The following is a 26860-nucleotide window of genomic DNA, read 5'->3' as shown; positions in this document are numbered from 1 at the left end:
ATCGTGCCGGAGGACCAGAAGGTCCTGCCGCCGGGGACCAGCCCTCAGAAGATCCTCAACCGGCTGCCGGGCGTGAGCGTGCAGTCGAACGATGCCTTCGGCGCCAACGAGGAGTCGCAGTCGATCACCCTGCGTGGCTTCAACACCACCCGCCTCGGTTACACCCTGGACGGCCTGCCGCTCGGCGATAACGCCTACGGCAACTACAATGGCCTGAACATCTCCCGCGCGCTCATCGCCGAGAACATGTCCACCGTCGAGCTCTCCGAAGGTATCGGCGCGCTCGGTACCGCCTCGACCAGCAACCTCGGCGGCACCATCCAGTATTTCTCGGCCGACCCGTCGGCGAAGTTCGGTGGCAAGGCCGCGCAGACCTTCGGCAGTGACCACAACCGCCGCACCTACGCGCGCATCGACACCGGCGATTACAAGGGCTTCTCCATGTACCTGTCGGGCGTGAAGGCCGATGCGGACATGTGGGCGCAGCCGGATTCGAAGACCACCACGAAGCAGTTCAACGGCAAGGCCGTGTACGAGTTCGGCGATGGCAACCGCATCACCGGCTTTGCCGATACCTCGCGCACCAGCCAGGCCGATTACGCCTACCTCTCCAAGAGTGGCATGCGTCGTGGCCTGGGCTGGGACTGGAACCTCTACGCCCCGGACTGGAATCGCGCGCTTGCCGCGGCCTATTGCGCGCCGGCGTACACGATCGGCGGCGTGAAGGACGCCCGCTGCGGCTTTAGCGGCGGTGTCGACAACATCGACGATGCCTACTACCAGAGCCGCGCGCTGCGCCGCGACGACCTCTACTACATCGCCGGCGACTTCAACGTGGCTGATGGTGGCACGCTGCACACGCAGGTCTACCACCATGAGAATGCCGGCCAGGGCCACTGGTGGTCGCCCGGGCAGAAGTCGTTCCCCGGCACGCCGGAAGAACTGCCGATCAGCATCCGCAGCACCAACTACACCATCAACCGCAACGGCGCGATCGCATCGCTGTCGTGGGACTTCGGCGCGCATCATGTCGAAGGCGGCGTGTGGTACGAACAGAACGACCACCACGTCGAGCGCAACTTCTACTGGATCGATGGCCCGGTCAGTGACAACTATTACCTGAAGAGCCCGGATCGCCGCCTGTTCGCGCAGGATTACACCATCACCACGAAGCAGGCGTACATCCAGGACAGCTTCAAGGCGTTCGACGATCGCCTGTCGGTCGATGTCGGCGTGAAGAGCCCGCACACCACGATGAAGGCCGTGGAATTGCCGGGCGTGGAAAGCCCGTACGCGACCGGCACGCTGAAGGCGCAGAAGGCCCTGCTGCCGCAGGCTGGCCTGGCGTGGAAGCTGGCGGAGGGCCAGGAAGTCTTCCTTTCCTATGCGAAAAACATTGCTTCGTTCCAGGGTGGCGGCGCGGGCGGCCCGCAGTCGGTATCGCAGGCCGCATTCAACGGCACCCGGAGCAACCTGGAGCCGGAGCAGTCGCGCAGCATCGATGGCGGTTTCCGCAGCATCGGTACCGCCTACGAGGCCTCCGTGGCGTTGTATGACGTGAAGTTCGACAACCGCCTGCTCTCGCTCAACCCGTGCCCGAGCATCGAAGTGGGCACGCGCCCCGAGTGCAACACGGCCTTCGTCAACGTCGGCTCGGTCAGCAGCCGCGGTGCGGAGTTCACCTTCATCTGGAAGCCGATCCAGGGCTTCCAGTGGTACAACTCGGCGTCGTTCAACCGTTCGAAGTACGATGACAATTACGTCGCCAATGGCGTGCCGGTGCCGGTGAAGGGCAAGACCACGGTGGATACGCCCAAGCGCATGTTCGCGAGCGAAGTGAGCTACACCACGGGTCCGTGGACGGCGAGCCTGCGTGGCAAGTACACCGGCAAGCGCTACTACACGTACACCAACGACCAGAGCGTCGCAGGCGCCGCCTCGTTCGATTTCGGTGCGAGCTACGACTTCGGCGCGATCGGCCAGCTGAAGGCACTGACCCTGGCGTTGAACATCACCAACCTCACCGACCATCGTTACGCGACCAACCTCACCGCGTTCGCGGCGACGGATCCGCAGGGCCGCGCCCTCGCGTTCCACGCCAGCGCACCGCGGCAGAGCTTCGTGACCCTTTCGGCGGATTTCTGATGATGAAGACGGCGCTATCCTTTGGCCTCCTTGCCCTCATGTGCGGAGCCTTGCCGATGACCGTGGAAGCCATGGATGCCCGTCCCATCGCCGCGAAAGTGCTGGTGATCGGCCACCGCGGGGCCAGTGCCCTGCGGCCCGAGCACACCCTGGCTTCGTATGCCGTCGCCATTCGCGACGGCGCGGACTTCGTCGAGCCCGACCTGGTCTCGACGAAGGATGGCGTGCTGGTGGTGCGGCATGAGAACGAGATCGGCGGTACCACGGACGTGGCCGCCCATCCCGAATTCGCGAGCCGCAAGACCACCAAGACGGTGGATGGCGTGCAGATCACCGGCTGGTTCACCGAAGACTTCACCCTCGCCGAGCTGAAGACACTGCGTGCCCGCGAGCGGCTGGCCGATATCCGCAAGGCCAACACGGCCTTCGATGGCCAGTTCACGGTGCCCACCTTCGACGAGATGATCGAGTTCGTCGCCGCCGAGGCCTCGGCGCGCGACAAGGTCCTGGGGATCATCCCGGAGATCAAGCATTCCACTTACTTCCGCGGCATCGGCCTGCCGATGGAAGACAAGGTGCTTGCGACCCTTGCCGCGCATGCCTATACCCGTACGGCTCCGGTGGAGATCCAGTCGTTCGAGGTGGACAACCTGAAGTACCTGCGCGGCAAGCTGGGCAAGGATCATCCGAACATCCGCCTGCTCCATCTGATGGAGGTGGGCGATGAGCACCCGGCCGACCAGCCCGCGCTGACCTACGCAGCCATGATGACCCCGGCCGGGCTGAAGGCCGTGCGTGCCTACGCCGACGCCATTGGCCCCTCGATCCGCAGCATCATCCCGCTGGCCGCCGACGGGAAGCTGGCGCCCGTGGCCCCCCTGGTCCACGATGCCCACGCGGCCGGCCTCGAGGTCCATCCGTACACCTTCCGCCCGGAGAATCACTTCCTGGCGGCGAATTTCCGTAACGGCGCCGGCGATGCGGCCCGCAATGAGGAAGGCTCCGTAGCGGAGATCCGCGCCTACCTGGCCACCGGCATCGATGCCTTCTTCACCGACGACCCGGCCCTGGGCCGCAAAGCCGTAGACCACCGCTAAACCCGCCGTAGGAGCCCACCCTGTGGGCGACATCTTTCACCCGACAGCCACAGGTCCTGTGGCTTTCCGGCGAATGCCGTCGCCCACAGGGTGGGCTCCTACGGGCGACACGGCGCCTGCGGGCCCGCTATGATCCCCGGTCATTTGCCACACCGCGGGTCGCCCCATGTCGCTAGCCAGGTTCCTTCGCCATAAGTCCGTCGAGCAGTTGCAGGCGGAGGTCGGCAAGCGCTCGGATTTCCGCCGCGTCCTCGGCCTGTGGCAGCTCACCGCCATCGGTATCGGCGGCATCATTGGCGTCGGCATCTTCGTGCTGGCCGGCCAGCAGGCCGCCCTGAACGCCGGCCCGGCCGTGGCGCTCAGCTTCATCATCGCGGGCCTGGGCAGCGCCTGTGCCGCCCTGTGCTATGCCGAGTTCGCCGGGCTTATCCCGGTCACCGGCAGTGCGTACACCTACGGCTACGCGGTGCTCGGCGAGGGCGCGGCCTGGATCATCGGCTGGGATCTCCTGCTCGAATACGCCCTGGTGGTGGCGGTGGTCGCCATCGGCTGGTCGGGCTACGTGCAGGTGCTGCTCGCAACCGCAGGCGTGCACCTCCCGGAATGGGCGCAGAAGAGCATGAGCGCCGACACCATGAAGTTCTACTGGCAGCACGCCGTCGGCTCGCTGGGCGTCAGCTTCGCCGAGCCGGTCGCCGCACCGACGGACGGCCACCGCTTCAATATCATCGCCGCCGGCATCTCGCTGCTCGTCGCGATCATGCTTTCCGTGCGCACCGAGTGGGGCGCGCGCCTCAACACGCTGATCGTCACGATCAAGGTCATCGGCGTCGCGCTCGTGATCGGCGTCGGCGCGTTCTATATCAACACGGCGAACTGGCATCCCTTCATCCCTGAGCGCATGTTCGACGCGAAGGGCGTGAGCCACTTCGGCTGGCACGGTGTACTTACCGGCGCATCGGTAGTGTTCTTCGCGGTCTTCGGTTACGACACCCTGACCACGGCCGCCGAGGAAGCAAAGAATCCCCAGCGTGACCTGCCGCGCGCCGTGCTGCTCTCGCTCGCCGTCGCCATGGTCCTGTATATCGCCGTATCGCTGGTGCTCACCGGCATCGTCCCGTACAGCTCGCTGAGCGGCGAAGCCTCGGTGTCCGATGCGTTCAATGCCATCGGCCTGCCGTGGATCAGCAACATCATCGCCATCGCCGCCGTCATCGGCGTGATCAGCGTGCTGTTCGCCTTCATGCTCGGTGCCGCGCGCATCTGGTTCGCGCTCTCCCGCGACGGCCTGCTGCCGGCGTGGTTCTCGAAGGTGCATCCGCGCTTCGGCACGCCGGCGCGTCCGACCATGATCCTCGGCATCTTCACCGCCGTCGTCGCCGGCCTGCTGCCGATCGGTGAAGTGGCGGAGCTGGTGAACATCGGCACGCTGAGCGCATTCATCCTGATCTGCGCGTCGGTGCTGGTGCTGCGCGTCCGCAAGCCCGACCTGCAGCGCAACTTCCGCACGCCGGCCGTGTGGTTCACCGCGCCGCTCGGCATCCTGTTCTCGCTGGCCCTGATCTATGGCCTGCCGTGGATCACGTTCGAGCGGTTTGCGATCTGGATGGCGATTGGGCTGGTGGTTTACTTTGCCTACGGCGCGCGGCACAGCAAGCTCAATCGCGAGTGATTGTGCGGTTGGATCGCGCGCGAGCGCGCTCCTACAGGGCTGCAGCCCATTCCGCTAGTTTCGCTACCGTGTTGATGTTACGGGCGGTGCCGGCTTTCGCGGCGGGGATCACCAACTTCGATGAGGCCATGCCGTCGTCGTAGCGGACGTAGACCTCGCGTTTGCCGAGACGAATCTCCTCGCTGGCCTGGTGGCGGACCGCGGCGAGGGTGTCCTTCGGCGGGGCGCTGTCGAGGAAGATGGCGACGACGCGGTTGCCCGGGGCACCGGGAAAGGGATTGGCGGCAAGGACGGCCGCCATTTCGGCCGCGGTCCGGACCATGACCCCGACGGGCTTCCCCGCGTAATCGGCGAGGCGCGCTTCGAGAGCGTCTTTCACCGCTTTCTCCTTAAGCCGAGAGGTGAACACCACATTGCCGCTGGCGATGTAGGTCTTTACGCCCTCGAACCCCTCCGCCTCGCACATGGCCTTCAGCTCGGTCATCGGTAGCTTCCCCGTGCCGCCGACGTTCACGGCGCGGAGGAGGGCGATATACGCGGTCATGGCGGGCTCCGTGGCAGGCTCGGCCGAGTGTAAGCCGAAGGCCGGCTGGCGGGGCAGGGCGGTTGAATCGGCTCCTCCCGCCCCCTACCTTCGAAGACCTGACCCTCGCCCACCACAGGATGCGCTCCCATGGCCGACCTTTCCGATTTCCCCATCACCTCTCGCTGGCCGGCGCAGCATCCCGACCGCATCCAGCTCTATTCGCTGCCCACGCCGAACGGGGTGAAGGCTTCCATCATGCTGGAGGAGGTCGGCCTGCCGTACGAGGTGCACCTCGTCGACATCATGAAGAACGAGAGCAAGCTGCCGGAGTTCGAATCACTGAACCCGAACGGCAAGATCCCGGCCATGATCGACCCGAACGGCCCGGACGGTAAGCCGATCGGCTTGTTCGAATCCGGCGCCATCCTGCTTTACCTCGCCGAGAAGACCGGGAAGTTCCTGCCGAAGGATCCGCAGAAGAAATGGGAGACCATCCAGTGGGTGTTCTTCCAGATGGCGAGCATCGGCCCGATGTTTGGCCAGGTCGGTTTCTTCCACAAGTTCGCCGGGCGTGAATGGGAAGACAAGCGGCCGCTGCAGCGTTACGTGGACGAGGCGAAGCGTTTGCTTGGCGTGCTCGATAAGCAGCTGGCTGGCCAGCAGTGGATCGTTGGCGACGAGTACACCATCGCCGATATCGCCACCCTTGGCTGGGTGAATAACCTGGTTACCTTCTACGGTGCGCGTGAACTGGTGGAGTTCGACCAGTTCGAGAACGTCATCGCGTGGCTGGAGCGTGGTACGTCGCGACCGGGAGTCGAGCGTGGGTTGAAGATTCCGGCTCGGTCGTAACGCCCATCGCGCGCAAGCGCGCTCCCGCGATGGCCGGTGCTTGTCGGTCTGGGCATGAAAAAGGCGCCCGGCGATTCACGATCGCCGGGCGCTTCCATTTGCAGCGGGCATTTGCGGGGGGCATGCCTGCGCGTCATCTCCTCAGTAATCGTAGTTAACGCTAAGCCGTACATACCGCGGTTGCTGCAACGCCGTCGGCGTCCCATACAGCGGATTCGACAGGTTCGGGCTCGATTCGGAGTTCGGGAAGATCGCCAGCACTTTCTGCTCGTTGGTCACGTTAAAGACGTTGAGGTTGAACGCCAGCCGGTCTTCCGCGAACGCTGGCCGGTAGGTCGCACCAATGTCGAGCTGGCGGATCCACGGCAGCCGGCCGTGGCTGCCTGGGGGCGAGGGTTCGCCGTAGCAGAAGTGATAGCTGTTGCCGTAACCGGCCGGGTCGGTGCGGTCCGCGCCAAAGTAACCAAGGCAGGGCTTGGGCGCGCCGGAGATCAGGCTGAGGTTGGCGCTGACCAGCTATTCCGGGGTGAACTGGTAATAGCCAAAGAATTTGAACTGGTGCTTGTGATCGTTGTTCTGCACACCATTGGTGTTGACCATGATGTAGCTGTTGTCCCAGTCCTGCGTGGTCGACACAGCCGTTTGCCCAGTGCCGCGCGATTCGCGGAACAGGTCGGAGCGCAGCTGGCCTTCGGTATTGCCGTAACTGCGCGAGAACGTATAGCTCACCTTGCCATACCAGCCATTGGCGAACGGATGCTCGAGGAAGGTCTCGAGCCCGTAGTAGCGGCGCTTCAGGCCCTGGAAGCCGAATTCCTTGTTGGAAAGCGGCACGCTCACGTAGTTGCCTGACGTGTCAACCAGGTTGAACGTATTGGCCTTGCCGGGATTGAACAGCCAGCAACTCACCGGATTGCTCGACGTCGTCACGTCATATCCCAGCGACTGGGCCTTGTTGAGCACCAGGTCGATATCGCAATAGTCGTCGATGGCGTTGCGCAGGATCCGCTGCGTGGCCTTCGCACCATAAACCCAGTCGCTACCCAGGGTCTTCGTGAAGCCGAGGATAAATTCATCCTGGTATTCAGACTTCAGCCCTTTGGTGGTTACCGTCTTCGGATCAGGCAACTGGCCAAAGGTATTGTTCGCCGCCACGGGCACGGAGATGGCGGTGAGGTTAGTCGGCGTACCATCCGCCGCGATGCCTCCATAGGTGAAGTATTGCGAGGTGGTGAGCGCACCGCCAGCTGCATTGAGTGCTGGGTTCAGCGGTAGGCCAAGGTAATAGCGACCTGCGTTCGCGTACACCTTGAAGGTGGCATCACCATTCACATCCCAACTGGCGCCAAGACGCGGTGCCCATTGCGGCTTGTGCTGGGTAATGAACGCGTCCCCATCGGCATTGAAGTTCTCGAACTGGTCGTTGCGGATGCCGAACGAAAGCAGCCAGCGGTCATTTAACTGCCACTTGTCCTCGATGTACTGCGCGCGCTGGGTGGAGCGCACCGTGGCGAGGCTGCTATTGATGTTCTGGATGACGTAATAGCCGCCCGCGCCATTCGGGAAACCACCGGTCGCCGGCACACCCAGGCCCGTCGAGATGGGCGTGTTCGGATCGCCCTGGCCGTAGGTCCACGAGTAACCCGGGCCGGAGGTCACTGAGCCCTGGTCCAGTGCGGTCGCGGTCTGGTTATCGATACCGGCGGTGATCGCGTGGTCGCCGATCCTGTAGGTGATATCGATGCGCGTGTTCGTTGTACGGTTTCCCTTGCCGGCAGGAATCAGGCTGGAGACAGTCTGCGTATTGCCACGCGGAGACCCACCATTAAGGGCGGGGTTCTGGTTGACGATGCCGTCCACGTACGTCAGTGACGGGTCGTAACCACCCGGTGAATCGTACGCGGTGGTGTGCAGCTTGCCGTACTGCGCACTGATCGTCAGGTCGTCGGTGATGTAGCCTGTGTACTTTGCGGTCCAGAGGTCGCCACCGTTCTTGGTGTCGTCATCTGCGCCGATGCGGGCGAGGCGCGTGCGCGATGTGTAGTCGTAATCGTAAACCGTGCCGGACGTCTGGTACTTATCCGATGCACCGGTGACTTCCAGGATGTGGTTATCGGTGATGTTCCAGTCGAGCTTTCCATACCAGCGGGGTGAGTTGTAGCGATAATCCTCGTACGGCTTCGTGCTGGTGTACCCAGTGACCGGGTTCACCGTGTTGCCTTCCTGGCGCTGGTATTCGGCGGCGACAAAAACGAATAGCTTGTCCTTGATCAGCGGGCCGCCGGCATACGCACTCACGGTGGTGCTATCGCTGCTGTTCTCGCTATCGGGCGAGTAGAGGTTTCCGGCGCGTGGCGACGCGGGCAGGCCACTCTCGTAATAACGGTTTCGCTGGTTGGCGCGGGCAAAGGCGGGTTCCCACAGCACCTGTGCACCTAAGTGCCATTCATTGGTACCGCGCTTGCCCACTACGTTTATCACGCCGCCGTCGGAGCGGCCGTATTGGGCACTGTAGCCGCCTGTGTAAACTTCCTGCTGCTCGATCGCACCATACGGCAGTGAGAGACCGCCGAAGCCCTGCAAGGGGTCCGTGGTGGCAAAGCCGTTCACGTAGTACGCGTTCTCAGACGCGGCCGAGCCACCGAAGCTCACCAGCGAGTGACCCGTCGCACCCTTGAAGTTGCCGCCGTTGTTGACGACGCCGGGCGCGAGCAGCGCGATCGCCTCGGAATTCCGGCCCAACGGGAGTTTGGCTAGCTGTTCGGACGTCACCACCGTCCGGGAATCGATGCTCGAAACGTCGATCTTGGCAAGCGCGGAGGCCGACACCGTCATGCCGGACAGGTCCTGCGCATCCTTTGCAGTCGACACGAACGATACCTCGGTGCCGGCGCCCACTTTCAATACGATGTTCTGCCTGCTGTCGATGGTTTGCCCGTTGGCGCGAAGGCTGACCGTGTATGTGCCGAGCGGTAGCTGGGTGGCGCTGTAGCGGCCGCGCTCATCGACGGGTACCTCACGGCTGAGGCCGGTATCGCTCGTCACAACGACGGTCTGGCCGGCTACTGTAGGGGCCTGGCCAAAAATGCCACCGGTCGTTGACTGGGCGAATACCGGCGGAGCTGATAGGGCGAGCGCAACGGCAAGTGCGATATGGCGGGGTCGCGTGATACGACTGGACATGGGCTAACGTCTCCTCGGTACGTTTTCATGGCGCACGGCTACTCGCGGGAGCGCGGCACGCTCCCGTCTGGCTTCGACGGACAAACCCTGGGGTGCACCCGACCAGCCCGGCTGGCTATGCCGCGGGCGGGTGACTGTTCAATGCTTCCTTTCGGAATCCCATGCGTGCTGCATCGCAGCACTCGCTATCGGTTATAGCGAAGAACCGTAAGGTTGTATAGGGGTTTAGGCGGCCAAACGAAAAAGCCTGCAGTACGGGCCCTGGTGGGATCCGCACAAAAAAACGGCCGCGAATGCGGCCGTTTCTCTGGTTGCACCACCGTGGGGAATTACCAGAATCGGTATTCCAGGCTCGCACCTGTCACGCCGACATTCACCGTGCGCTTGTCGCTGGTGATGTCCTCCGCCTTCAGGGCGTAGTGGTCGTACGTCACCGTGATGCCGAAGTTCTCGTTAAAGTCATAGCCGAAACCGAGGCCGCCATAGATGCCGTTGTCATTGGACTGGCCCCGGTAGTGGAACTCCGGATTGCCGCAGCAGGCGGACGTCTCGAAGTAATCTTCGTTGTACTTGCTGCGCGAATGCGCGAAGCCGGCGCGTGCCGTGATCGTGAAGCCGTGCGGAAGATCCCACTTGCCGTTGGCACCGACAAGCAGTGCCTCGCCCTTGAACTTGGCGCGGTAGTCCACGTCGTAGACGCTGGAAGTGTAGGTTTCCGACCCCTTCATGTTGCCGAGATCGACATAGCCGACTTCGACGCCGAGCGAGAACGGACGATCCACGACCCAGCGGTAGCCGGCGACAACGCCGACCGCAGTGTCATTGTGGTCGCTGAAGGAGGAGTGGCTGATGTCGTAGTGCGACTGGCCACCAGAAACGCCGATGAATGCGCCGTTCTGGGTCACGGCAGCGGCGGAGAACGAAGCGAGGGAGAGCGCGGCGGCGGTGGCCACCGAGAGCAGAACCTTTTGCATGATGAGTCCCTGAGTCCTTGTAAGTCTGCCGGCCCCGTTGCCGGCGAGCCCCTTGGGGCGGCGTTATCTTACGAGGCTTTCTGATTGGCTGCCATGACAGCTGATCGTGACCTGCGTCACAGACCGCTGCCATGGCCGCCAGGCCGCTATCAGAAGCGGTATTCCAGGTTGCCGCCGAACACGCCGACGTTCACGGTGCGCTTGTCGCCGGTGATGTCTTCAGCCTTCAGGGCGTAGTGGTCGTATACGACCGTGATGCCGAAATGCTCGTTGAAGTCATAGCCAAAGCCGAGGCCGGCGTAGATGGCGTTGTCGTGCGAGGTCTCGTCAAGCAGGTTGTAGGTCTTGTCGAAACCTGGGCTCGTATCGCGTTCACGGATCGAATAATCCATCTGCGAATGCGCGAGACCGGCGTGGGCGGTGATGGTGAAGCCGTTCGGCAGATCCCACTTGCCGTTCGCACCGATCAACACGGACTTGCCCTTGAACTTGTAGCTCAACGTATCGTGGATCCCGTATGCCGGGACGACCCAGTAATCTTCGGTCGAACTCATCTTTCCGAGATCGACGTACCCCGCTTCCACGCCGATCGAGAACGGGCGATCCACAACCCAGCGGTAACCGGCCAGGGCACCGACCGAGCTGTCTTTCTTGTCGTCGAAGTTGGCGTGGCTCACGTCATACCGCGAGCTGCCGCCGGTGACGCTGATGAATGCACCATCGTGCGTGGCGGCCGTGGCCGAGAGCGAAGCAAACGAAAGAGCGGCGGCCGCGGCCACCGAGAGCAGAACCTTTTGCATGTTTAGTCCCTGAATCCTTGAAAGTTTGCACCGGCCCCTTCGCCGGTGGGCCCCCTGTGGGCGGCACGATTTTACGTCGTTTTAACCTGCGATGCCATGACAGGTATTCCGCCGCCCCCCGTGACCTCTGGCATAGGGAGCACCCACCCCCCGCCCTTTAGCATCGGTGGCTTGCGCGGACCGCAGGGGACCGCGCCGACCCACTCGCAGGCAGGACCGCCCGGCGATCCACATGCTCCACGGGAGAATCTTTTGAAATCCACCCTTCTTGCTTCCGCGCTGCTGGCCGCCCTGGCCGGTATCGGCGCCACGGCCGCCTTCGCCGCGGATGACGTTCCCGCCATCAAGGATGGCCCGTTCAACGGCACCGTGAAGGTCGTCGTCGACGCCACCGATACCGACCACCGCATTTTCCGCGTCAAGGAAACGGTCCCCGCCCAGCCGGGCAAGCTGACCCTCCTGTTCCCGGAATGGATCCCCGGCCACCATTCGCCGACCGGCCCGATCGACCAGTTCGCCGGCCTTATCGTGAAGGCCAATGGCCAGCGCCTCGAGTGGACCCGTGACGAATACAACGTATATGCCTTCCACGTGGACGTCCCGGCCGGCGCCTCGTCGGTCGACCTGGAATTCCAGACCCTGACCCCGCAGGACACGCGCCAGGGCCGCATCGTGATGACCCCGGACATCGTCAACGTCCAGTGGAACCAGGTGGCCCTGTACCCGGCCGGCTATCGCGCCGACCAGGTCCAGTTCGAGCCCTCGGTGAAGCTGCCGGCCGGTTTCCAGTTCGGTACCGCGCTGGAGCAGGCGAGCAAGGATGGCGATACCGTCACCTTCAAGAACATCAACTTCGATGACCTGGTCGATTCGCCGATCTTCGCCGGCCGCTACTTCAAGCGCGTCGACCTGGATCCGAACGGCCGCTCGCCGGTGCACCTGAATATCGTGGCCGACAGCGCGAAGTCGCTGGAGATCAAGCCGGAAGCCCTCGAGATCCACCGCAACCTCGTCAAGCAGATGGACAAGCTGTACGGCGCGCGCCACTACAACCATTACGACTTCCTGCTGGCGCTGACCGAAAAGCTCGGCGGCATCGGCCTCGAGCACCATCGCTCGTCGGAAAACAGCGCGCAGCCGAACTACTTCACCGAGTGGGACAAGAGCTGGCTTGGCCGTGACCTGCTGGCGCACGAATACAACCACTCGTGGGACGGCAAGTACCGCCGCGGCGCCGACCTCGCCACGCCGAGCTTCAACGTCCCGATGGGCGACAGCCTGCTGTGGGTGTACGAAGGCCAGACCCAGTTCTGGGGCAACGTGGTCGCCGCACGTTCGGGCCTCGTCTCGCAGGACCAGGCGCGTGACCTGCTCGCGCTCGTCGCCGCCACCTACGACAAGGGCCGTCCGGGCCTGTCCTGGCGCAACATCCAGGATACGACCAACGACCCGACCATCGCCCAGCGTCGCCCGCTCTCGTACCGCAACTACCAGATGAGCGAGGACTACTATTCGGGCGGCCAGATGATCTGGCTGGACGTCGACACCAAGCTGCGCGAACTCACCAAGAACAAGCGTTCGCTGGATGATTTCGCCAAGGCCTTCTTCGGCATGAAGGACGGTGACTGGAAGGTCAACCCGTACACCTTCGACGAAGTCGCCTCGACGCTGAACTCGATCACCCCGTACGACTGGGCGAAGTACCTGCGTGACCGCGTCGACGGCCACAAGGGCGACCTCGAAGGCATCGAGCGCGGTGGCTGGAAGCTGGTCTACAACGACAAGCCGTCGGAAGCCGTGAAGGCCTTCGAAGCCCGCCGCCACTACACCGACCTGACCTACTCGGCCGGCTTCGGCGTGTCGTCGAAGGGCGATATCTCCGACGTGCGCTGGGATAGCCCGGCCTTCAACGCCGGCCTGTCGCCGGGCATGCATATCGTCGCCGTGAACGGCAAGGAATTCGACGGCGATGCGCTGAAGGATGCCGTGACCGCCGCGAAGGGCACCTCCGCTCCGATCGAGCTGCTGGTGAAGAACTTCGACCAGTACAAGACCATCAAGATCGAATACCACGATGGCCTGAAGTACCCGCACCTCGAGCGCGACAACAGCAAGCCGGACTGGCTGACCCAGCTGTACAAGGCGAAGTAAGAAAAAGGGCCCGCAAGGGCCCTTTTTTTGGGCTTGCGCGCGATACGCCACGCAACGTCATACACTGCGCCCATGGAACCTGCGCTCACGCCTCCTGGCCACGATATCGACACCGCCCGCCGCCGGCGGCGCTGGCTGATGTTCCTGTTGTGGGCGGTGATCTTCGGCACCGCGGCAATCAGCAACGTGCTTACGTCGCGCATCGATGCCGATCGTTACCACGTGCCGTATGCCACCTGGCACATCGTCATCAACGAAGTCAGCAGCCCTTTCGTGTCCCTGCTGCTCCTCCCGTTCCTGCTCATTGCCTGCGACCGCTGGCCCTTGCATGCGGATACCTGGCGGCGCTACCTGCCGTACTACATCGTGGGCAGCGTGCTGTGGTGCGTGCTCCACATCACCGGCATGGATCTTCTCAGGCTGCTCGGCTACCGACTTGGCGGCGACAGCTACGATCCTGGCAACCTCGGCCTGCAGTTCATCTACGAATACCTGAAGGATGTCCGCACGTTCTTCTACATCGTGGTGTTCATCCACGCCGTGGAGTGGTTCGGAAGGCGAAGCACGGGCGAAGCCAGCCTGCTGGCGGAGCCCGACGACGAGGCCGCGCCCGTCGAACCCGTCGATCGCCCCGAGCGCTTCCTCGTCCGCAAGCTGGGCCGCGATTTCCTCGTGGCCACCGCCGATATCGAATGGGCCCAGGCCGCCGGCAACTACGTGAACCTGCGCGTGCGTGGCCGTGACTACCCGTTGCGCAGCACGCTGGCGGCCCTCGAGGCACGGCTCGACCCGGCCGTCTTCGTGCGCGCCCACCGCAGCTACCTGGTGCAGCTGGCGCAGGTCACCTCGATCGAACCCCTCGACGCCGGCGAAGCCCGCCTGCACATGGCCGACGGCACGGTGCTGCCGTGCAGCCGCCGCTACCGCGAGGCCCTGCGCGCCGTGGCGGCCGGCGCGGAGCCCGCCGCCGCCCGGGCCTGAAGCCGAGGCTAGGCCTGCGGGGGGCATTCCCGCTACAATGCCCGACCGCTCAGGTACGCGCCCGTAGCTCAGCCGGATAGAGTAGTGGCTTCCGAAGCCATTGGTCGGGGGTTCGAATCCCTCCGGGCGCGCCATTCCTCCCCATGCGGTCCCCCACGATTCAGTCCTCTTTCGCGTCGCCCACCGGGCCTCGCGCACGACATCCCGTGTGTCGGCGCCATCGCGATTGCATACGGGCCGCCACGGCACGCTGACAAGCACAGATTCTCCTAAGCGGGCTTAGCTAGCGTGGGCCCCATTCCCCACGACACCCTACCCGCGCATGCGTTTCCCTGTTTCGAGGTGGCTAAGCACCGGCCTGGCGTGGCTCGCTCTTGGTGGCTGTGTGCGTTACGCGCCGCTACCTCTCGATACGCGCGCTACCTACGCCTCGTCAGTCGATCTACTTCAGGAGGCTCCCCCGTCGGGAAAGGCGCTTGAATCGGGCGATGTCACGCGCCTCATCCTTACCAATTCGCCCGTCCTGCAGCAGGCACGGACGCGTCACGCCGAGGCCAGGGCGAAGGCAAAGGCCGGCGCGTTGCCGCCCAATCCGACCTTCAGCGGCAGCCTCGGTTACCTGCTCTCGGGCGCAGGCGACGCAACGGCATGGACAGCCGCGTTCTCGCAACCCGTCAATGGGTGGATAACGCTACGGGCGCGCCACGCTGAAGCGCGCGCCACCGTCCGCGAAGTGGACGCAGGACTCGCCTGGGACGCATGGCAGGCGGTGGCAAAGGGCCGCCTGCTCGTGACCGACATTCAGCTCAACGAACAGCTGCTCGCCGCGCAGGTTGAGCTAAGCGAGCTCCTGCGGGCGCAATGGGCGGCCGTTTCCGCCGCACGCGAGCACGGGGATGTCGACGCCAGCATGAGTCTCCCCGTAGGCCAGGCCACCAGCGAGGCCGACCAGGCAGCGGCAGAAACCGAGCGGCTGCTCATGGGGCAACGCCGCGAGCTTCGCGCGCTGATGGGGCTCGCCTTCGATGCGCCGCTTCCCCTCGTGCCGCTTCCTCCGCTCGCTCCCCTGGATGAACCAGGTGCAAGGCGGGCCATTGACGACCTACCCGCACACCGTCCGGACCTCGTCGCACTGGCGATGGGTTACGAGGCTGAAGATGCACGGTTTCGCGCGGCGGTACTCACGCAGTTCCCGGGCCTCTCCGTGGGCTACGACGCGTCGCAGGACAACAGCCGCGTCACCAATGGCGGCCCTTCGCTGACCCTGGATCTTCCCCTTTTCGACACGGGCAAAGCCCAGGCGGAAGCGGCGGGTGCCAGCCGCCAGCGATTGCATGACGAATACGGCCAGCGCGTGGCTGATGCACGGGATGAAGCCATGGCGCTGATCGCCGCCAACCGCGTTGCCGAAGGCGAGCTTGCGCGCATGGGGCAAGGGGATGGCACGAGATCACAGGTGACCCATGCCACGCGTGCGTTCGACCGCGGCGACCTCGGCCGCGCTGCCTACACCGACCTGACCGCAGCAGCACTGGCCCGCCGCGTGGCGCTGCTGCGAACCGAACTGGCCATCCGTGAACAACGGATCGCGCTCGACACCTTGCTGGGCATCGGCATGCCCGCGATCGAATCGAAGAAAGGCTTTGAATGATGCGCTCGACACACGCAATCGCCATCGTCCTGACCGCGTGTGTGCTTGCCGCCTGCACCGCGCCATCGGATGGAAGCACCGGCCACGAGGTGGCGTCCGCCGCCGTGACGGTGTCGACGCCGGTTCGCGGGACCATGGCGCGGACCGTCGTCGCCTACGGTACGGTCAGTCCCGGTCCGATTTACCAACAGACGGTATCCGTGGCGGCGGACAGCGCGCTTTCGTCGATAGACGTCGCGCAAGGTGAGCACGTCGCGCGGGGACAGGTGCTAGGGCACGCCACGCTCTCGGCCAGCGCGCGGGTCGCCGCCGGGCAGGCGAGGACGGCGGTTGAATCGGCATCGGTCTCGCTGGCGCGCCTGCGCCGATTGCAAGCCGACAAGCTGGCGACGGATGAACAGGTCAGCCAGGCCGAGAAAGCGGTGACGGACGCGCGGATCGTACTGGCATCGCTCCCAACTGCGGGCGTGGACGGTGCGATCACGCTGAAGGCGCCTGTCGACGGTTCGGTGGCCAGCATTTCCGCGGCGCCAGGTCAGTTGGTTCCGGCCGGAAGTGCGCTCATGACGGTGACGCCGACGTCGCAGCGCATGCTCGCCTGTGGCGTCGAACCGACGCTCGTCCGTGCCATCCATGCCGGCATGCCAGTGGTGATGACGCCGGTCGAAGGCGGTGACGCCACTGCGGGTCGCGTGGCAGCGGTCGGCGATGCCATCGACACCCAGACACGGCTTGTCCCGGTACGCGTCACGCCGGATGGCGACACCATGGCAGGCAGCGCGTGGCGCGCGGAGATCACCATCGGTGAAGCCGATGGCTGGCTGGTTCCGGCCGATGCGGTGGTCGAGGACGGTGGTGCGCACATGGTCTTCCAGGTGCAGCACGGCAAGGCCAGGCGTGTCCCTGTGGTTGTGCTTGCCGAGCGTGGTGACCGGATGGCCCTGGGTGGCAACGTGGACCCAGCCCTGCCATTGATCATTGCAGGCGCCCCGCAGGTTGCGGACGGCATGAATGTGGCAACCAGCGAGGACCGGAAGTGACGGGCGGCGGGTTCATGGCCCGGCACGGGGCCGCGTTGCTCCTGATCGCCGCGATGCTCTCCATCATGGGCCTGGTTGCCGCCGTGGGATTGCCGGTGGGCCTCTTTCCACAGGTCTCGTTTCCACGGATCGTGGTCGACCTGTCCGCCGGCGACCGGCCGGCCGAGACGACGTCACTACTGGTCACGCGGCCGGTGGAGGATGCCATCCGCTCCGTGCCTGGCGTCAACAGCGTCCGCTCGGAAACGTCGCGTGGCGAAGCACAGGTGTCGATCGACTTCGGTTGGGGACGCGACATGATCGCGTCGACGTTGTTGGTCGAGGCGGCGATCGCCAGGACGCTTCCTGACCTGCCGTCGGGTACCACCTACGACGTACGCAGGATGGACCCCACGGTGTTTCCCATCATCTCCTATGCCTTGCGCAGCGAAAGCATGTCACCGGTCGCCCTCCGCGACTTCGCGCAGTACCGCATCGCGCCCATGCTCGCTGCCGTGCCCGGACTCGCCCGGGTCGGGGTGCAGGGAGGGCAGGTCGCCGAAATTGAAGTGGAGGTCGATCCGCACGCGCTCGCGGCGCGTGGACTCGCGGCGTCGGATGTCTCAGGCGCGATTGCCGCGACCAACCAGGTCAGTGCCGTTGGCCGCATCCAGGACCGACACAAGCTCTACCTCGTCGTGACCAACAACGCGATCAAGGATGCGGAGGCGGTTGCCGCCATCCCCGTCATGGTGCCGGGTGGAGGACGGACGACGGTGGGCGCGGTGGCTCGCGTCCGTGCCGATGTCGCACCCGACTGGACGCGGGTGGCCGAGGACGGCCGTCCAGCCGTCCTGCTCAACGTTTACGAGCAGCCGGATGGCAACGCGGTCGAGATAGCCGCCGCCGTGCGGAAGAAGCTTGCGGCACTTCCCCTGCCGCCAGGGGTGAAGCTCAGGAAGTGGTACGACCAGAGCGAGCTGGTGACGGCATCCGCCACAAGCGTGCGCGATGCGATCGCCATTGGCATGGTGCTGGCCGCCGTCGTGTTGTTCCTGTTCCTCCGCAGCTTCCGGCTGGTGCTGATCGCGTTCATCGCCGTCCCCGCGATCCTTGCCACGACAGTGCTATGCCTCTCCGTTGCCGGGCTGAGCTTCAACATCATGACGCTCGGTGGCATGGCGGCCGCGGTAGGCCTTGTGATCGACGATGTCATGGTGATGGTCGAGCACATGGCGCGGCGCGTGGCCGGGGGAGGTAACCCGAATGCAGATGGCACGGTGTTCGGCGCCGCGCGGGAGTTCTTCGTGCCGCTCACCGGTTCCAGCCTGGCGACGCTTATCGTCTTCATCCCGCTGGCGTTCCTTGACGGCGTTACCGGCGCATTCTCGCGCGCGCTTTCGATGACCATGGCGGCGGCCCTGCTTGTGTCGTGGGTACTGACTGCCTTCGTTGTCCCGGTCCTTGCGGCACGCCTGTCGAAACCGGAGTCCTGGAAGCATTCACCCGCGCGATGGGAGAAAGGTTTCGACCGATGGCACGGCCGCCTCGCCAGTGCCGCCTTCCGCCGGCCCTGGCTCGCTGCACTTGCCGCTGCCGCTGCGCTTGCGCTCGGCATCGTTGCTTACCTTCATGTGCCGACAGGGTTCATGCCCGAAGCGGACGAGGGCGGTTTCGTCCTCGATTACTACACAAGGCCCGGCACCTCCATCACCGAAACCGAGCGCGAGGTCGCCCAGATCGAGTCCATCCTCCGGATGAACCGCAACGTCGACACGTTCTCCCGCCGATTGGGTACGGGGCTCGGGGGCGACCTGGGGCAGTCGTACCACGGTGACTTCTTCATCAAGCTCAAGCGTGACCACGAACAACCGACCAGCGACGTGATGAACGAAGTGCGCGACCTGACTTTGCACAACGTGCCGGGCGTACAGGTGGAAGTCGCCCAGCTCACGGAAGACCTCATCGGCGACCTCACCGCGGTGCCCCAACCTATCGAGGTCAAACTCTATGGCGACGATGTATCGGCGCTGCTTCCCCTTGCCGATCGCGTGGCGGCTGCCCTTGGGTCGATCGATGGCCTGGTCGATGTGAAAAGTGGTGCCCAGGTCGCCGGGGATGCGTTGGACGTCCACGTCGATCCTGATGCAGCCAACGCCGAAGGCGCGACGGTGCAGCTCGTATCCCAGGCCATCTCGGATGCGCTGGCGGGGGTTGTCGCCACCCAGCTCCCGGGAACCATCAAGGCCGTCGGTGTACGCGTTGGCGGTATTGACTCACGCACCTGGCGGATCGCCGATCTACTGGCGCTCCCGGTGCGCGCACCGGACGGCCACCTGTTTCCGCTCTCTCGCGTTGCACGCGTCACTGCCGTCGCAGGCCAGCCGCAGATAACGCGCGAGGACCTGCAAGGCATGGTGCCGGTGACCGCGCGTATCGAGAAGGGTGGCATCGCCTCGGCCGTTGCGCGCGTACGGGCCGAGCTTGCAAAGCCCGGCGTCCTGCCTGCGGGCGCCCGCTATGAACTCGGCGGTCTCTACCAGCAACAGCAAATCGCCTTCACCGGGCTGAAGAAGGTCTTCGCGGCGGCGATCGGCGCGGAATTCATCCTTCTGATGTTCCTCTACCGTCGCATGCGCATCGCACTGCTGGTCATCGCCGCATCGCTCGTGTCGACGTCAGCGGTGTTCACCGGACTCTGGTTGGCGAACGTCGACCTGAACGTCACGGCGATGATGGGTCTCACGATGGTGATTGGCATCGGCACGGAGATGTCGATATTCCTGCTTTCGGAATATGTTTCCACGGCACGGCAGACCGGCTGGCACTCGGCCATGCGCCGCGCGGTGCGAACCCGTCTTCGGCCGATCACGATGACGACGCTTGCAGCCATCCTGACACTGCTCCCGCTCGTGTTTGCGCTCGGACAAGGCTCTGATTTGCAGCAGCCGCTGGCCGTCGCAATTGTTGCAGGATTATTGCTGCAGTTTCCCATGGTGTTGGTGGTGCTTCCCGCAGCCATCCATTGCGCGATGCGTAACGCAAGACCGCTAAGTTGAGTGTAAGGGCGCGTGGCTAGGCTGCGCGCATGAACGATCCGACGCTCTTGTTTCCGTGGCTGCGCGACCGACCCTGGGTCATCGCTTTCCTGTGGATGATTCCCGCGCTGCTGCTTCCGTCGGTGCCGATCGACGAGACGAGGTACCTGTCGATCGCGTGGGAGATGAGGCGATCGGGTGAAGTGTTCGGATTGACGCTTAACGGCCAGCCCTACATGGACAAGTCGCCGTTGTTGTTCTGGCTCGTCAACGTCGCATGGACGCTATTCGGTGTGTCGACCGCGTCGGCAAGGATTGTCTGCATCGCACTTGCGGCGTCGGCCGTGGCGACAGTGACCTCTATCGCGCGGCGGTTCGGCCTTCAGGACGCGACATCGGCGGGATGGGTGCTCTTGCCCTTCGTGCTCTTCGGCGCGTTCACACCGATTGCGATGTTCGACGTTCCGCTGCTCTTCTTCGTGACCCTTGGTTTCCTGGGGCTGGTGCGGTGGGTGCAGGGTGAAGTCGTTTACGGGGTGGCCACGTTCATCGTCGCGGGCATATGCGGGCTTCTCGCCAAGGGGCCTGTGTACCTGCTTCACATGCTCGGCCCCATGTTGTTCGTGCGCTGGTGGCTCGGTCGGCCACTCGAAAAGCCCTGGCGTTTGGCTGCAGGCCTCTCCCTGAGCCTCGTCATCGCCCTCGTTCCCCTTGCAGCCTGGGCCATCGCCAGCGCGACGCGGATCCAGGGCGTGCCATTGGTGCAGTCGTTGACTCACCAATCCGTGGGCCGCGTGGCACATAGCTTCGCCCACCAGCGAAGCATGTGGTGGTATTTGCCATGGATCGCTCCGTTCCTTTTGCCGTGGGCCTGCCTGGTTCGCGTGCGCGAGTTGCCCGTCGCCGCGCGGCAAACCCTGGGTACGGGGATAGGGCGGTTTGCCGTTGCCGCGTTCCTGCCGGCGCTTGTGCTGTTTTCGCTCATAAGCGGTAAGCAAATCCATTACCTGCTTCCCCTCCTTCCCGGTGCCGCGCTTTTCATCAGTGCGATGGCTCGGCATGCACCTTCGGCATTTGCATTCCACCGTGCAAGCTGGCTGCTGGCTGCGGCAGCCCTCGCCTGGGCGTGGCCAGTGGCCAATTCGGTTATCGGCATGCAGGGGAACGCGAGTTGGTACGTAGCGGCTTTGGCGTCCGCGACACTCCTCTCCCTGGGCGCACTGGCGACCCGCTCCATGGGTGCGCGTCCAGGGGAAACACAACTCCGTATCGCATCAGTGGCCGCGCTTCTCGCCGCGGTATCGGCGGAGCTTCTCTTTGGGGGACACGCCAAGGCGCATATGGACCCCCAGGAACTTGCCGATGCGGTGAAGGACTTCCAGCGCAGGGGCGTAGTCGTTGCCGCGGTTGTTGACGAACCGGGCATGATCACCTATCTCGCGCGGTTGCCCCGCCCGCTTCCCCGCATCGAGGACGAGCGCGCGTGGATAGCCGCAAACCCCGGTGGCTTCGCTTTGGTCCACGCAAGTCGTGGGCCGGCACCGTCGTATGCCCTTGCCGCTGTCACCCTGGCGGACGGCTGGGAAGGACTCGTGCCGGCTGGAAGGTTACGCGAGGTCCATCCGTGAGTCGTCCCTGTTGCCCTAATCGGAAGAACAGGACATGCCTATGCGGGCTGCGGTGTGGTTGTGCGAAGGCGTGTTCGATTTCACCGGTCTCGACGCGACGGCATGAGGTAACCCATTCCACGTACCGTCGTGATTTGAGACGCACCGATCTTGCGGCGCACGCTATGCACCAGGACCTCAAGGGCATTCGTGCCCACCTTCGCGTCGCCTCCATACAACTGGCTTTCCAGGGCGTTTCGATGGACGATGTGCCCGGCGTGGCTGGCGAGGATGGACAAGAGGGCGAATTCCCGGCGGGTGATGTCGACCCGATGTCCGCCGACCTGCACCTCGAAGCTGTCGAGGTTGATGCACAGATCACCGGCTTCGATGATGTTATCCGCGGGTTCACGGGTGCGTCGGGCGACCGAACGGATGCGAGCGCCGAGTTCGTCAAGATGGAACGGCTTGCTCATGTAGTCGTCGGCACCGGCATCGAGCCCATCGACTTTCGAGCGGATATCATCACGCGCCGTCATGATGATGATGGGGACAGTGACCTGTGCGTCACGGGCGTCGCGGATGACATCGATACCGCTTATGTCGGGGAGGCCAAGGTCGATCAGCGCGACGCCGTAGGCGATCTCCTTCAGGCGCTCAAGGCCGGCGAGACCGGTCTGTTCCCAGTCGACCTGATGGCCCGATTGCGCCAAGGCGCGGGCGATCGCCCGTCCGAGGAGGCCATCGTCTTCGACGACGAGGATATGCATGGCGGGTGGATCCACGAAGTCATCTGCGGGCCTAGTATCGCGGCAGCGCCTTACGCGCGCCTTTTAGCCCGCCGCGTCGCCGTCTGGGCAATGACTCACGGCAGCGCAAGCTTGCGCTAAGCCGCGATGGTCACGATGCCTGCATTGGCAGCCGGATCCATCGCATGTCCCAGAGCGTCAGCGGTCTTCGCGTCGAAACGTTGCGCGGTCCCCATCTTGGGCCGGTGTCCTTCCACCTGCCCGCCGGCCAGTGCATGGCGGTGATGGGAGCCTCGGGCTCCGGGAAGAGCGTGCTGCTGCGCTTGCTCGCCGACCTTGATGCGGGCGAAGGCGATGTCAGTCTTGATGGCCAGCGTCGCGCGGCGATGCCAGCACCGCATTGGCGTCGACGCGTCGCGCTCGTGCCTGCGTCGGCGGGTTGGTGGGGGCCATCGGTGGCGGAGCATTTCGACCCGGCGACCCTGGCGGCGGCTGACCGGTGGTGCCGGGCGGTGCGATTGCCGGACGATATCCTCGGGCGTGACATCCACGGCCTTTCGACGGGCGAACGTCAGCGGCTGGCTCTGGTGAGGGCGCTGGTGGCCGTACCCCGCGTACTCTTGCTCGATGAGCCGACCAGCGGCCTCGACCCCCGTGCCACCGGATGCGTAGAGGACTGCCTCGATGTGGTGATGGCCGCCGGTGCCTCCATCGTGCTGGCGACGCATGACGCGCGGCAGGTCTCGCGCATGGCTGGCTCGGTGTTGCACCTCGATGGCGGAAGGGTCGTCAGCGAATGAACGCCATCAGTTTCGACCCGGCGGATATTGCCATTGCTGCGAGCGTGTTGCTGTTCGACAGCGCGCTATCCGTGGGCATGCGCCTGCGCATCCACGGGCCATTGCTGGTCGCGTCGCTGCGCATGCTGCTCCAGCTCGTCGCGCTTGGATTTGTCCTTCGCGCTGTCTTTGCCGCACATGCGGCGTGGCTCACGGGTCTGCTCGTGCTCGGCATGACGCTGGCCGCGGCACGGGAAGCGGCGGCCCGTCCCAAACGGCGCCTGCAGCACGGCCACTTCCTTGCAAGCCTTGTGAGTGTGGCCGCCCCCGGACTACTCACCTGCCTGTTCGCCGTTGTCTGCCTGCTGCCAGGGGAGGCCGGGTGGACACCGCGCTTCATCGTGCCGATGGCAGGCATCCTGCTGGGTAATGTGTTGAACGCGGTCAGCATCGGCATGGCGGGCGTCCTGGAAGGCATCGTGCCCGAGACCGCGGCCATCGAGGCGCGGCTGATGCGCGGTGACCCTTTCCACGAGGCCACCCAGCCACTCGCGCGAGACGCCATCCGCCGCGCCATGGTGCCGCTCATCAACCAGATGAGCGCGGCCGGCATCATCACGATGCCAGGGGTCATGACGGGCCAGGTGCTTGCCGGTATGGATCCGCTCCAGGCGGCGACGTATCAGATCGTGCTGATGTTGCTGCTCGCTGGCGGTAGCGCGTTGGGAGCGATCCTTTCGGTGCGCTGGGTACTGCGCCGGCTTACCGACGAACGGGACCGGTTGCGGCTGGACAGGCTGCGCTCTCGATAGCACTGCGCGGGCGAAAACGTCGCTCCGACGGCCATCCTCCCGAAACACGATGATCATCACACCCATCCGCGGCGCGCCTTGCCGCGCGTTTTAGATCGTGCTAAACCGGTTACCTTCCCACATGGGGGTGCGGTGCCAGCGATGGATGTGATCGGATGGCTAAATGGCCAGGTGCTCGATTTCTTCGGCCTCGGCCCGCTGCTTGAGCTGATCGCGAAAGGCGACTACCGCGCGCTGCTCACGGTCGATGGCTTCGGTGCCGCGCTCGGCCCGATCCTTCCCCTGCTGCTTGTCTTCGAGCTGGTGCGCAGCGTCGCCCAGAAGACCTTCCGGCGCGAGCACTACCAGGTGCCCTTGCTGGTGATGGTGCTCAACCGGTTCATCGGCAGCTTCATCACCATCGCCATGGTCACGCTGTGCATCGGCCTGTTCCAGCGCTTCGCGCTCTTCCAGGCTGGCCTGACGTGGTACGGCGTGCTCTATGGCTATGTCGCCTGGGAGCTTTCCCATTTCGTCTATCACTTCTTCGCGCACAAGGTGCGGATCCTGTGGTGCCTGCATTCCACGCACCACGCCCCCGTGGCGATGAACATGAGCGTGAACTACTCGCACATTTTCCTGGAAGCCGCCTACGCCGACTTCGTGCGAACCAGCATCTGCATGGTGCTTGGCGTGAGCCCGCCGCTGCTCGTGCTGATCATGATCATCGATGGTTTCTGGGGCAGCTTTATCCACGTTGGCGAAGGCGTGCTGAAGAACGGCAGGCTCGGCGTGCTGAACCGAATCATCCTCACCCCCTCGCACCACCGCGTGCACCACGCGCGTAACGTGGTCTACATGGATACCAACTTCTGCAACCTGCTGCCGATCTGGGATCGGGTGTTCGGCACGTACATCGAAGAGCGCGACGACGTGACGATCGAGTACGGCATCACCCGCCCGATGAAACCGTACAGCGTGACCGATGCGTACCTGGGCGAGTTCTACCTGCTCGGCAAGGATGTCTGGCACGCGCCCGGCCTGCGCAACAAGTTCATGTATCTCGTGATGCCGCCGGGCTGGAGCCACGACGGCAATCACAAGACGGCCAGGGTCGCCAAACAGGAGCTTGCCGGGATGGATCCGAAGCACCCGCCTTCGTCGCAAACCGTTCAAGGAGTTCGCTCATGACGGCATTTGCATGCCTCGTCGTTGCCGGCGTGCTCGGCTTGCCCATGGCATCCCATGCGGCGCACGTCGATCTCGCGCTGGGCAAGTCCGTCACCGGGTCGCCCATCTGCAAACCTGGCGAGGAGGCGGTGAAAGCGGTGAACGGCAAGCTGGCCAGCAAGACCGAGGATACGTTCTGCACGAAGGAGGTCCCCAGCTGGCTTCGGATCGACCTCGGGAAGGTGGAGCAGGTGTCGGGCTTCACGATCAGGCACGCGGGTGCGGGCGACGAACCCGCAGAGATGAACACACGGGCCTTCACCGTGCGCGTGTCAGCGGACGGCAAGGACTGGAAGCCGGTGGTGGACGTGACGGCGAATACCGCCAGCGTCACCGAGCACCGCATCGCGCCGGTGAAGGCACGCTACGTGGAGCTCGACGTGACCAGGCCTACGCAGACGGATGATCCCGCCACGCGGATCTACGAAGTGGAAGTCTGGTAGTCGCGCGTAGCACGGCACGACACATGTCCCCCGGTTCCCTGGCGTTGTTCCACCGCTACGAAGGCGTCCTGCGGGATGCCGCGCTTGATTTTTCCGCGCATCAGCCGTTGCCGGATGCGTTGCGGATGGCGGCCGATGCGCGATATGCGGTGTATTACGCGCCCTTCGATTATCTAAACGCCGCAGCGCCGCTCGTGCTCGTTGGGCTTTCGCCGGGTCGCTTCCAGGCGCTGGTGGCACTGAAGACCGCACGAATCGAGCTGTCGGCCGGCCACGATGCCGACGCGGCAGCCGCGGCTGCGAAAAGGGCCGCCAGCTGGTCTGGCCCGATCCGCGGCCACCTCGTGCGCATGCTGGATTTCCTCGGCGTCGCCGGGCGGCTGGGCATTGCGTCAACGGCGGAGCTGTGGACCACACGGACCGACCTGGTGCAGTTTTCAGCAGCCCTCCGCTACCCGGTGTTCGCTGGCGGCAAGAACTACAACGGCGGCAGCGTCGCGAGGAGTGCCCTGCTTCTCGACCAGATCGATACCTACTTCGCCGCGGAATGCGCGGCGCTCCCGCACGCTCTGTTCATCCCGCTGGGCGCCACGGCGCAGTTCGCCTGCGATCGCATGGTTGCCAGCGGCCGGCTTGATGCAGGCCGGATCGTGGCGGGCCTTCCGCACCCTTCCGGCGCCAACGCCGAGCGGGTTGCGTACTTCCTCAGGCAAAAGCCGCGCGAGGCCTTGTCGGCCGTGACGCGGCCGGAGCCCATCGACGCCGCGCGTGAGGCGGCGCTACGCCACGTCGCCGCCTGGCGGCCCTGAACGGGTCAGGCAGCCGCCAGCGGTAGCCGCACGCGGAAGCATGCCCCGCCGTGCTCGGCATCGATCACGTCGATGCTTCCGCCATGGCGTTCCACCACCTGTCGCGCGAGATGCAGGCCGAGCCCCGTGCCCGTGCTGCTGGGGCGCGTCCGGTAGAACGGCTCGAAGATGCGGTCGCGCTCTCCGAGGGGAACGCCGCGTCCTTCATCCGTTACCGAGAGCTCGCCCAATGTATTCACCGCGACGCTGATGGTTCCTTCGTCGCCTGCGTGCATCATCGCGTTCTGGATCAGGTTCATCAGCACGCGTGATAGCGCGAGGGCGTCGCCCTGCACCCAGACAGGTGCGCCCGGCCCGTCGACG

At 64.6% G+C, this 26860-nt stretch carries 20 protein-coding genes, 1 tRNA gene and 1 pseudogene; 16 read left to right on the top strand and 6 right to left on the bottom strand.

Annotation, left to right across the window (positions count from 1 at the left end):
* The 3 genes from ACTHLF_RS08490 to ACTHLF_RS08480 all read left to right on the top strand — a co-directional run.
* On the top strand, nucleotides 1-2145 hold a 2145-nt coding region (locus tag ACTHLF_RS08490; protein ID WP_440326552.1), incomplete at its 5' end, for a TonB-dependent receptor.
* Between the two features lie 56 nt (nucleotides 2146-2201).
* Nucleotides 2202-3242 carry a glycerophosphodiester phosphodiesterase gene (locus tag ACTHLF_RS08485; RefSeq protein ID WP_440326551.1) on the top strand — a complete coding sequence of 347 codons (1041 nt, stop codon included), beginning with the start codon at nucleotides 2202-2204 and terminating at the stop codon, nucleotides 3240-3242.
* 166 nt (nucleotides 3243-3408) lie between these two features.
* On the top strand, nucleotides 3409-4914 hold the full coding sequence (locus tag ACTHLF_RS08480; protein WP_440326550.1) for an amino acid permease: 1506 nt from the start codon (nucleotides 3409-3411) through the stop codon (nucleotides 4912-4914).
* Between the two features lie 31 nt (nucleotides 4915-4945).
* On the opposite strand, the gene ACTHLF_RS08475 is transcribed toward ACTHLF_RS08480, so the two are convergent.
* A complete protein-coding gene (locus tag ACTHLF_RS08475; protein WP_440326549.1) occupies nucleotides 4946-5458 on the bottom strand; it encodes a DUF1697 domain-containing protein in 513 nt (170 codons plus the stop codon).
* A gap of 129 nt (nucleotides 5459-5587) precedes the next feature.
* Between ACTHLF_RS08475 and ACTHLF_RS08470 the strand changes: the two genes are divergently transcribed.
* On the top strand, nucleotides 5588-6292 hold the full coding sequence (locus tag ACTHLF_RS08470; protein ID WP_440326547.1) for a glutathione binding-like protein: 705 nt from the start codon (nucleotides 5588-5590) through the stop codon (nucleotides 6290-6292).
* A gap of 141 nt (nucleotides 6293-6433) precedes the next feature.
* Here the strand turns inward: ACTHLF_RS08470 and ACTHLF_RS08465 are convergent.
* The 3 genes and pseudogenes from ACTHLF_RS08465 to ACTHLF_RS08455 form a co-directional block, all read right to left on the bottom strand.
* A pseudogene (locus ACTHLF_RS08465) lies at nucleotides 6434-9475 on the bottom strand (TonB-dependent receptor).
* Between the two features lie 329 nt (nucleotides 9476-9804).
* Nucleotides 9805-10449, bottom strand: coding sequence for an outer membrane protein (locus ACTHLF_RS08460; RefSeq protein ID WP_440326545.1), 645 nt, complete (start codon nucleotides 10447-10449; stop codon nucleotides 9805-9807).
* A gap of 149 nt (nucleotides 10450-10598) precedes the next feature.
* Entirely contained in the window at nucleotides 10599-11249 is a 651-nt protein-coding gene (locus ACTHLF_RS08455; RefSeq protein ID WP_440326543.1) for an outer membrane protein, read from the bottom strand.
* Nucleotides 11250-11501: 252 nt separating this feature from the next.
* On the opposite strand from ACTHLF_RS08455, the gene ACTHLF_RS08450 reads away from it, so the two are divergent.
* The 7 genes from ACTHLF_RS08450 (at nucleotide 11502) to ACTHLF_RS08420 (ending at nucleotide 21717) form a co-directional block, all read left to right on the top strand.
* Complete coding sequence (locus ACTHLF_RS08450) at nucleotides 11502-13400, top strand: M61 family metallopeptidase (RefSeq protein WP_440326541.1); 1899 nt, start codon at nucleotides 11502-11504, stop codon at nucleotides 13398-13400.
* Between the two features lie 72 nt (nucleotides 13401-13472).
* Nucleotides 13473-14381, top strand: coding sequence for a LytTR family DNA-binding domain-containing protein (locus tag ACTHLF_RS08445; protein ID WP_440326540.1), 909 nt, complete (start codon nucleotides 13473-13475; stop codon nucleotides 14379-14381).
* A gap of 57 nt (nucleotides 14382-14438) precedes the next feature.
* A tRNA-Arg gene (locus ACTHLF_RS08440) sits at nucleotides 14439-14515 on the top strand.
* A 251-nt stretch (nucleotides 14516-14766) separates the two neighbouring features.
* A complete protein-coding gene (locus ACTHLF_RS08435; protein WP_440326538.1) occupies nucleotides 14767-16032 on the top strand; it encodes a TolC family protein in 1266 nt (421 codons plus the stop codon).
* Nucleotides 16029-17072: an efflux RND transporter periplasmic adaptor subunit gene (locus ACTHLF_RS08430; protein WP_440326536.1), complete on the top strand. Its 1044-nt coding sequence runs from the start codon at nucleotides 16029-16031 to the stop codon at nucleotides 17070-17072. The genes ACTHLF_RS08435 and ACTHLF_RS08430 overlap by 4 nt, the downstream gene beginning before the upstream one ends.
* 14 nt (nucleotides 17073-17086) lie before the next feature.
* Nucleotides 17087-20110, top strand: coding sequence for an efflux RND transporter permease subunit (locus tag ACTHLF_RS08425; RefSeq protein WP_440326534.1), 3024 nt, complete (start codon nucleotides 17087-17089; stop codon nucleotides 20108-20110).
* Between the two features lie 29 nt (nucleotides 20111-20139).
* Complete coding sequence (locus tag ACTHLF_RS08420; protein WP_440326532.1) at nucleotides 20140-21717, top strand: ArnT family glycosyltransferase; 1578 nt, start codon at nucleotides 20140-20142, stop codon at nucleotides 21715-21717.
* 80 nt (nucleotides 21718-21797) lie between these two features.
* Here ACTHLF_RS08420 and ACTHLF_RS08415 read toward each other — a convergent pair whose 3' ends face one another.
* Nucleotides 21798-22466, bottom strand: coding sequence for a response regulator (locus ACTHLF_RS08415; protein ID WP_440326531.1), 669 nt, complete (start codon nucleotides 22464-22466; stop codon nucleotides 21798-21800).
* A gap of 164 nt (nucleotides 22467-22630) precedes the next feature.
* On the opposite strand from ACTHLF_RS08415, the gene ACTHLF_RS08410 reads away from it, so the two are divergent.
* The 5 genes from ACTHLF_RS08410 (at nucleotide 22631) to ACTHLF_RS08390 (ending at nucleotide 26497) form a co-directional block, all read left to right on the top strand.
* Nucleotides 22631-23245: an ABC transporter ATP-binding protein gene (locus tag ACTHLF_RS08410; protein WP_440326529.1), complete on the top strand. Its 615-nt coding sequence runs from the start codon at nucleotides 22631-22633 to the stop codon at nucleotides 23243-23245.
* Nucleotides 23242-24036, top strand: coding sequence for an ABC transporter permease (locus ACTHLF_RS08405; RefSeq protein ID WP_440326527.1), 795 nt, complete (start codon nucleotides 23242-23244; stop codon nucleotides 24034-24036). The genes ACTHLF_RS08410 and ACTHLF_RS08405 overlap by 4 nt, the downstream gene beginning before the upstream one ends.
* A 141-nt stretch (nucleotides 24037-24177) precedes the next feature.
* Nucleotides 24178-25206 (top strand): sterol desaturase family protein, encoded by a 1029-nt coding sequence (locus tag ACTHLF_RS08400; protein WP_440326525.1) that lies wholly within the window; start codon nucleotides 24178-24180, stop codon nucleotides 25204-25206.
* Nucleotides 25203-25688 (top strand): discoidin domain-containing protein, encoded by a 486-nt coding sequence (locus ACTHLF_RS08395; protein WP_440326523.1) that lies wholly within the window; start codon nucleotides 25203-25205, stop codon nucleotides 25686-25688. Before ACTHLF_RS08400 ends, ACTHLF_RS08395 begins: the two co-directional genes overlap by 4 nt.
* Before the next feature lie 23 nt (nucleotides 25689-25711).
* Nucleotides 25712-26497, top strand: a complete 786-nt coding sequence (locus ACTHLF_RS08390; protein ID WP_440326521.1) for a hypothetical protein — start codon at nucleotides 25712-25714, stop codon at nucleotides 26495-26497.
* Between the two features lie 5 nt (nucleotides 26498-26502).
* Here the strand turns inward: ACTHLF_RS08390 and ACTHLF_RS08385 are convergent.
* Nucleotides 26503-26860 (bottom strand): sensor histidine kinase (locus tag ACTHLF_RS08385; protein ID WP_440326519.1); only part of this gene is annotated, 358 nt, incomplete at its 5' end.

The organism is Luteibacter sp. (assembly GCF_051958795.1).
Classification (GTDB): domain Bacteria; phylum Pseudomonadota; class Gammaproteobacteria; order Xanthomonadales; family Rhodanobacteraceae; genus Luteibacter.
The sequence above is the reverse complement of the archived record's forward strand: the minus strand, read 5'-3'. Positions and strand labels throughout refer to the sequence as shown.

Coding starts and splice junctions, on each gene's coding strand:
- ACTHLF_RS08485 (WP_440326551.1), top strand. CDS start 2,202: ATGACCGTGGAAGCCATGGATGCCCGTCCCATCGCCGCGAAAGTGCTG.
- ACTHLF_RS08480 (WP_440326550.1), top strand. CDS start 3,409: ATGTCGCTAGCCAGGTTCCTTCGCCATAAGTCCGTCGAGCAGTTGCAG.
- ACTHLF_RS08475 (WP_440326549.1), bottom strand. CDS start 5,458: ATGACCGCGTATATCGCCCTCCTCCGCGCCGTGAACGTCGGCGGCACG.
- ACTHLF_RS08470 (WP_440326547.1), top strand. CDS start 5,588: ATGGCCGACCTTTCCGATTTCCCCATCACCTCTCGCTGGCCGGCGCAG.
- ACTHLF_RS08460 (WP_440326545.1), bottom strand. CDS start 10,449: ATGCAAAAGGTTCTGCTCTCGGTGGCCACCGCCGCCGCGCTCTCCCTC.
- ACTHLF_RS08455 (WP_440326543.1), bottom strand. CDS start 11,249: ATGCAAAAGGTTCTGCTCTCGGTGGCCGCGGCCGCCGCTCTTTCGTTT.
- ACTHLF_RS08445 (WP_440326540.1), top strand. CDS start 13,473: ATGGAACCTGCGCTCACGCCTCCTGGCCACGATATCGACACCGCCCGC.
- ACTHLF_RS08430 (WP_440326536.1), top strand. CDS start 16,029: ATGATGCGCTCGACACACGCAATCGCCATCGTCCTGACCGCGTGTGTG.
- ACTHLF_RS08425 (WP_440326534.1), top strand. CDS start 17,087: ATGGCCCGGCACGGGGCCGCGTTGCTCCTGATCGCCGCGATGCTCTCC.
- ACTHLF_RS08420 (WP_440326532.1), top strand. CDS start 20,140: ATGAACGATCCGACGCTCTTGTTTCCGTGGCTGCGCGACCGACCCTGG.
- ACTHLF_RS08415 (WP_440326531.1), bottom strand. CDS start 22,466: ATGCATATCCTCGTCGTCGAAGACGATGGCCTCCTCGGACGGGCGATC.
- ACTHLF_RS08410 (WP_440326529.1), top strand. CDS start 22,631: ATGTCCCAGAGCGTCAGCGGTCTTCGCGTCGAAACGTTGCGCGGTCCC.
- ACTHLF_RS08405 (WP_440326527.1), top strand. CDS start 23,242: ATGAACGCCATCAGTTTCGACCCGGCGGATATTGCCATTGCTGCGAGC.
- ACTHLF_RS08400 (WP_440326525.1), top strand. CDS start 24,178: ATGGATGTGATCGGATGGCTAAATGGCCAGGTGCTCGATTTCTTCGGC.
- ACTHLF_RS08395 (WP_440326523.1), top strand. CDS start 25,203: ATGACGGCATTTGCATGCCTCGTCGTTGCCGGCGTGCTCGGCTTGCCC.
- ACTHLF_RS08390 (WP_440326521.1), top strand. CDS start 25,712: ATGTCCCCCGGTTCCCTGGCGTTGTTCCACCGCTACGAAGGCGTCCTG.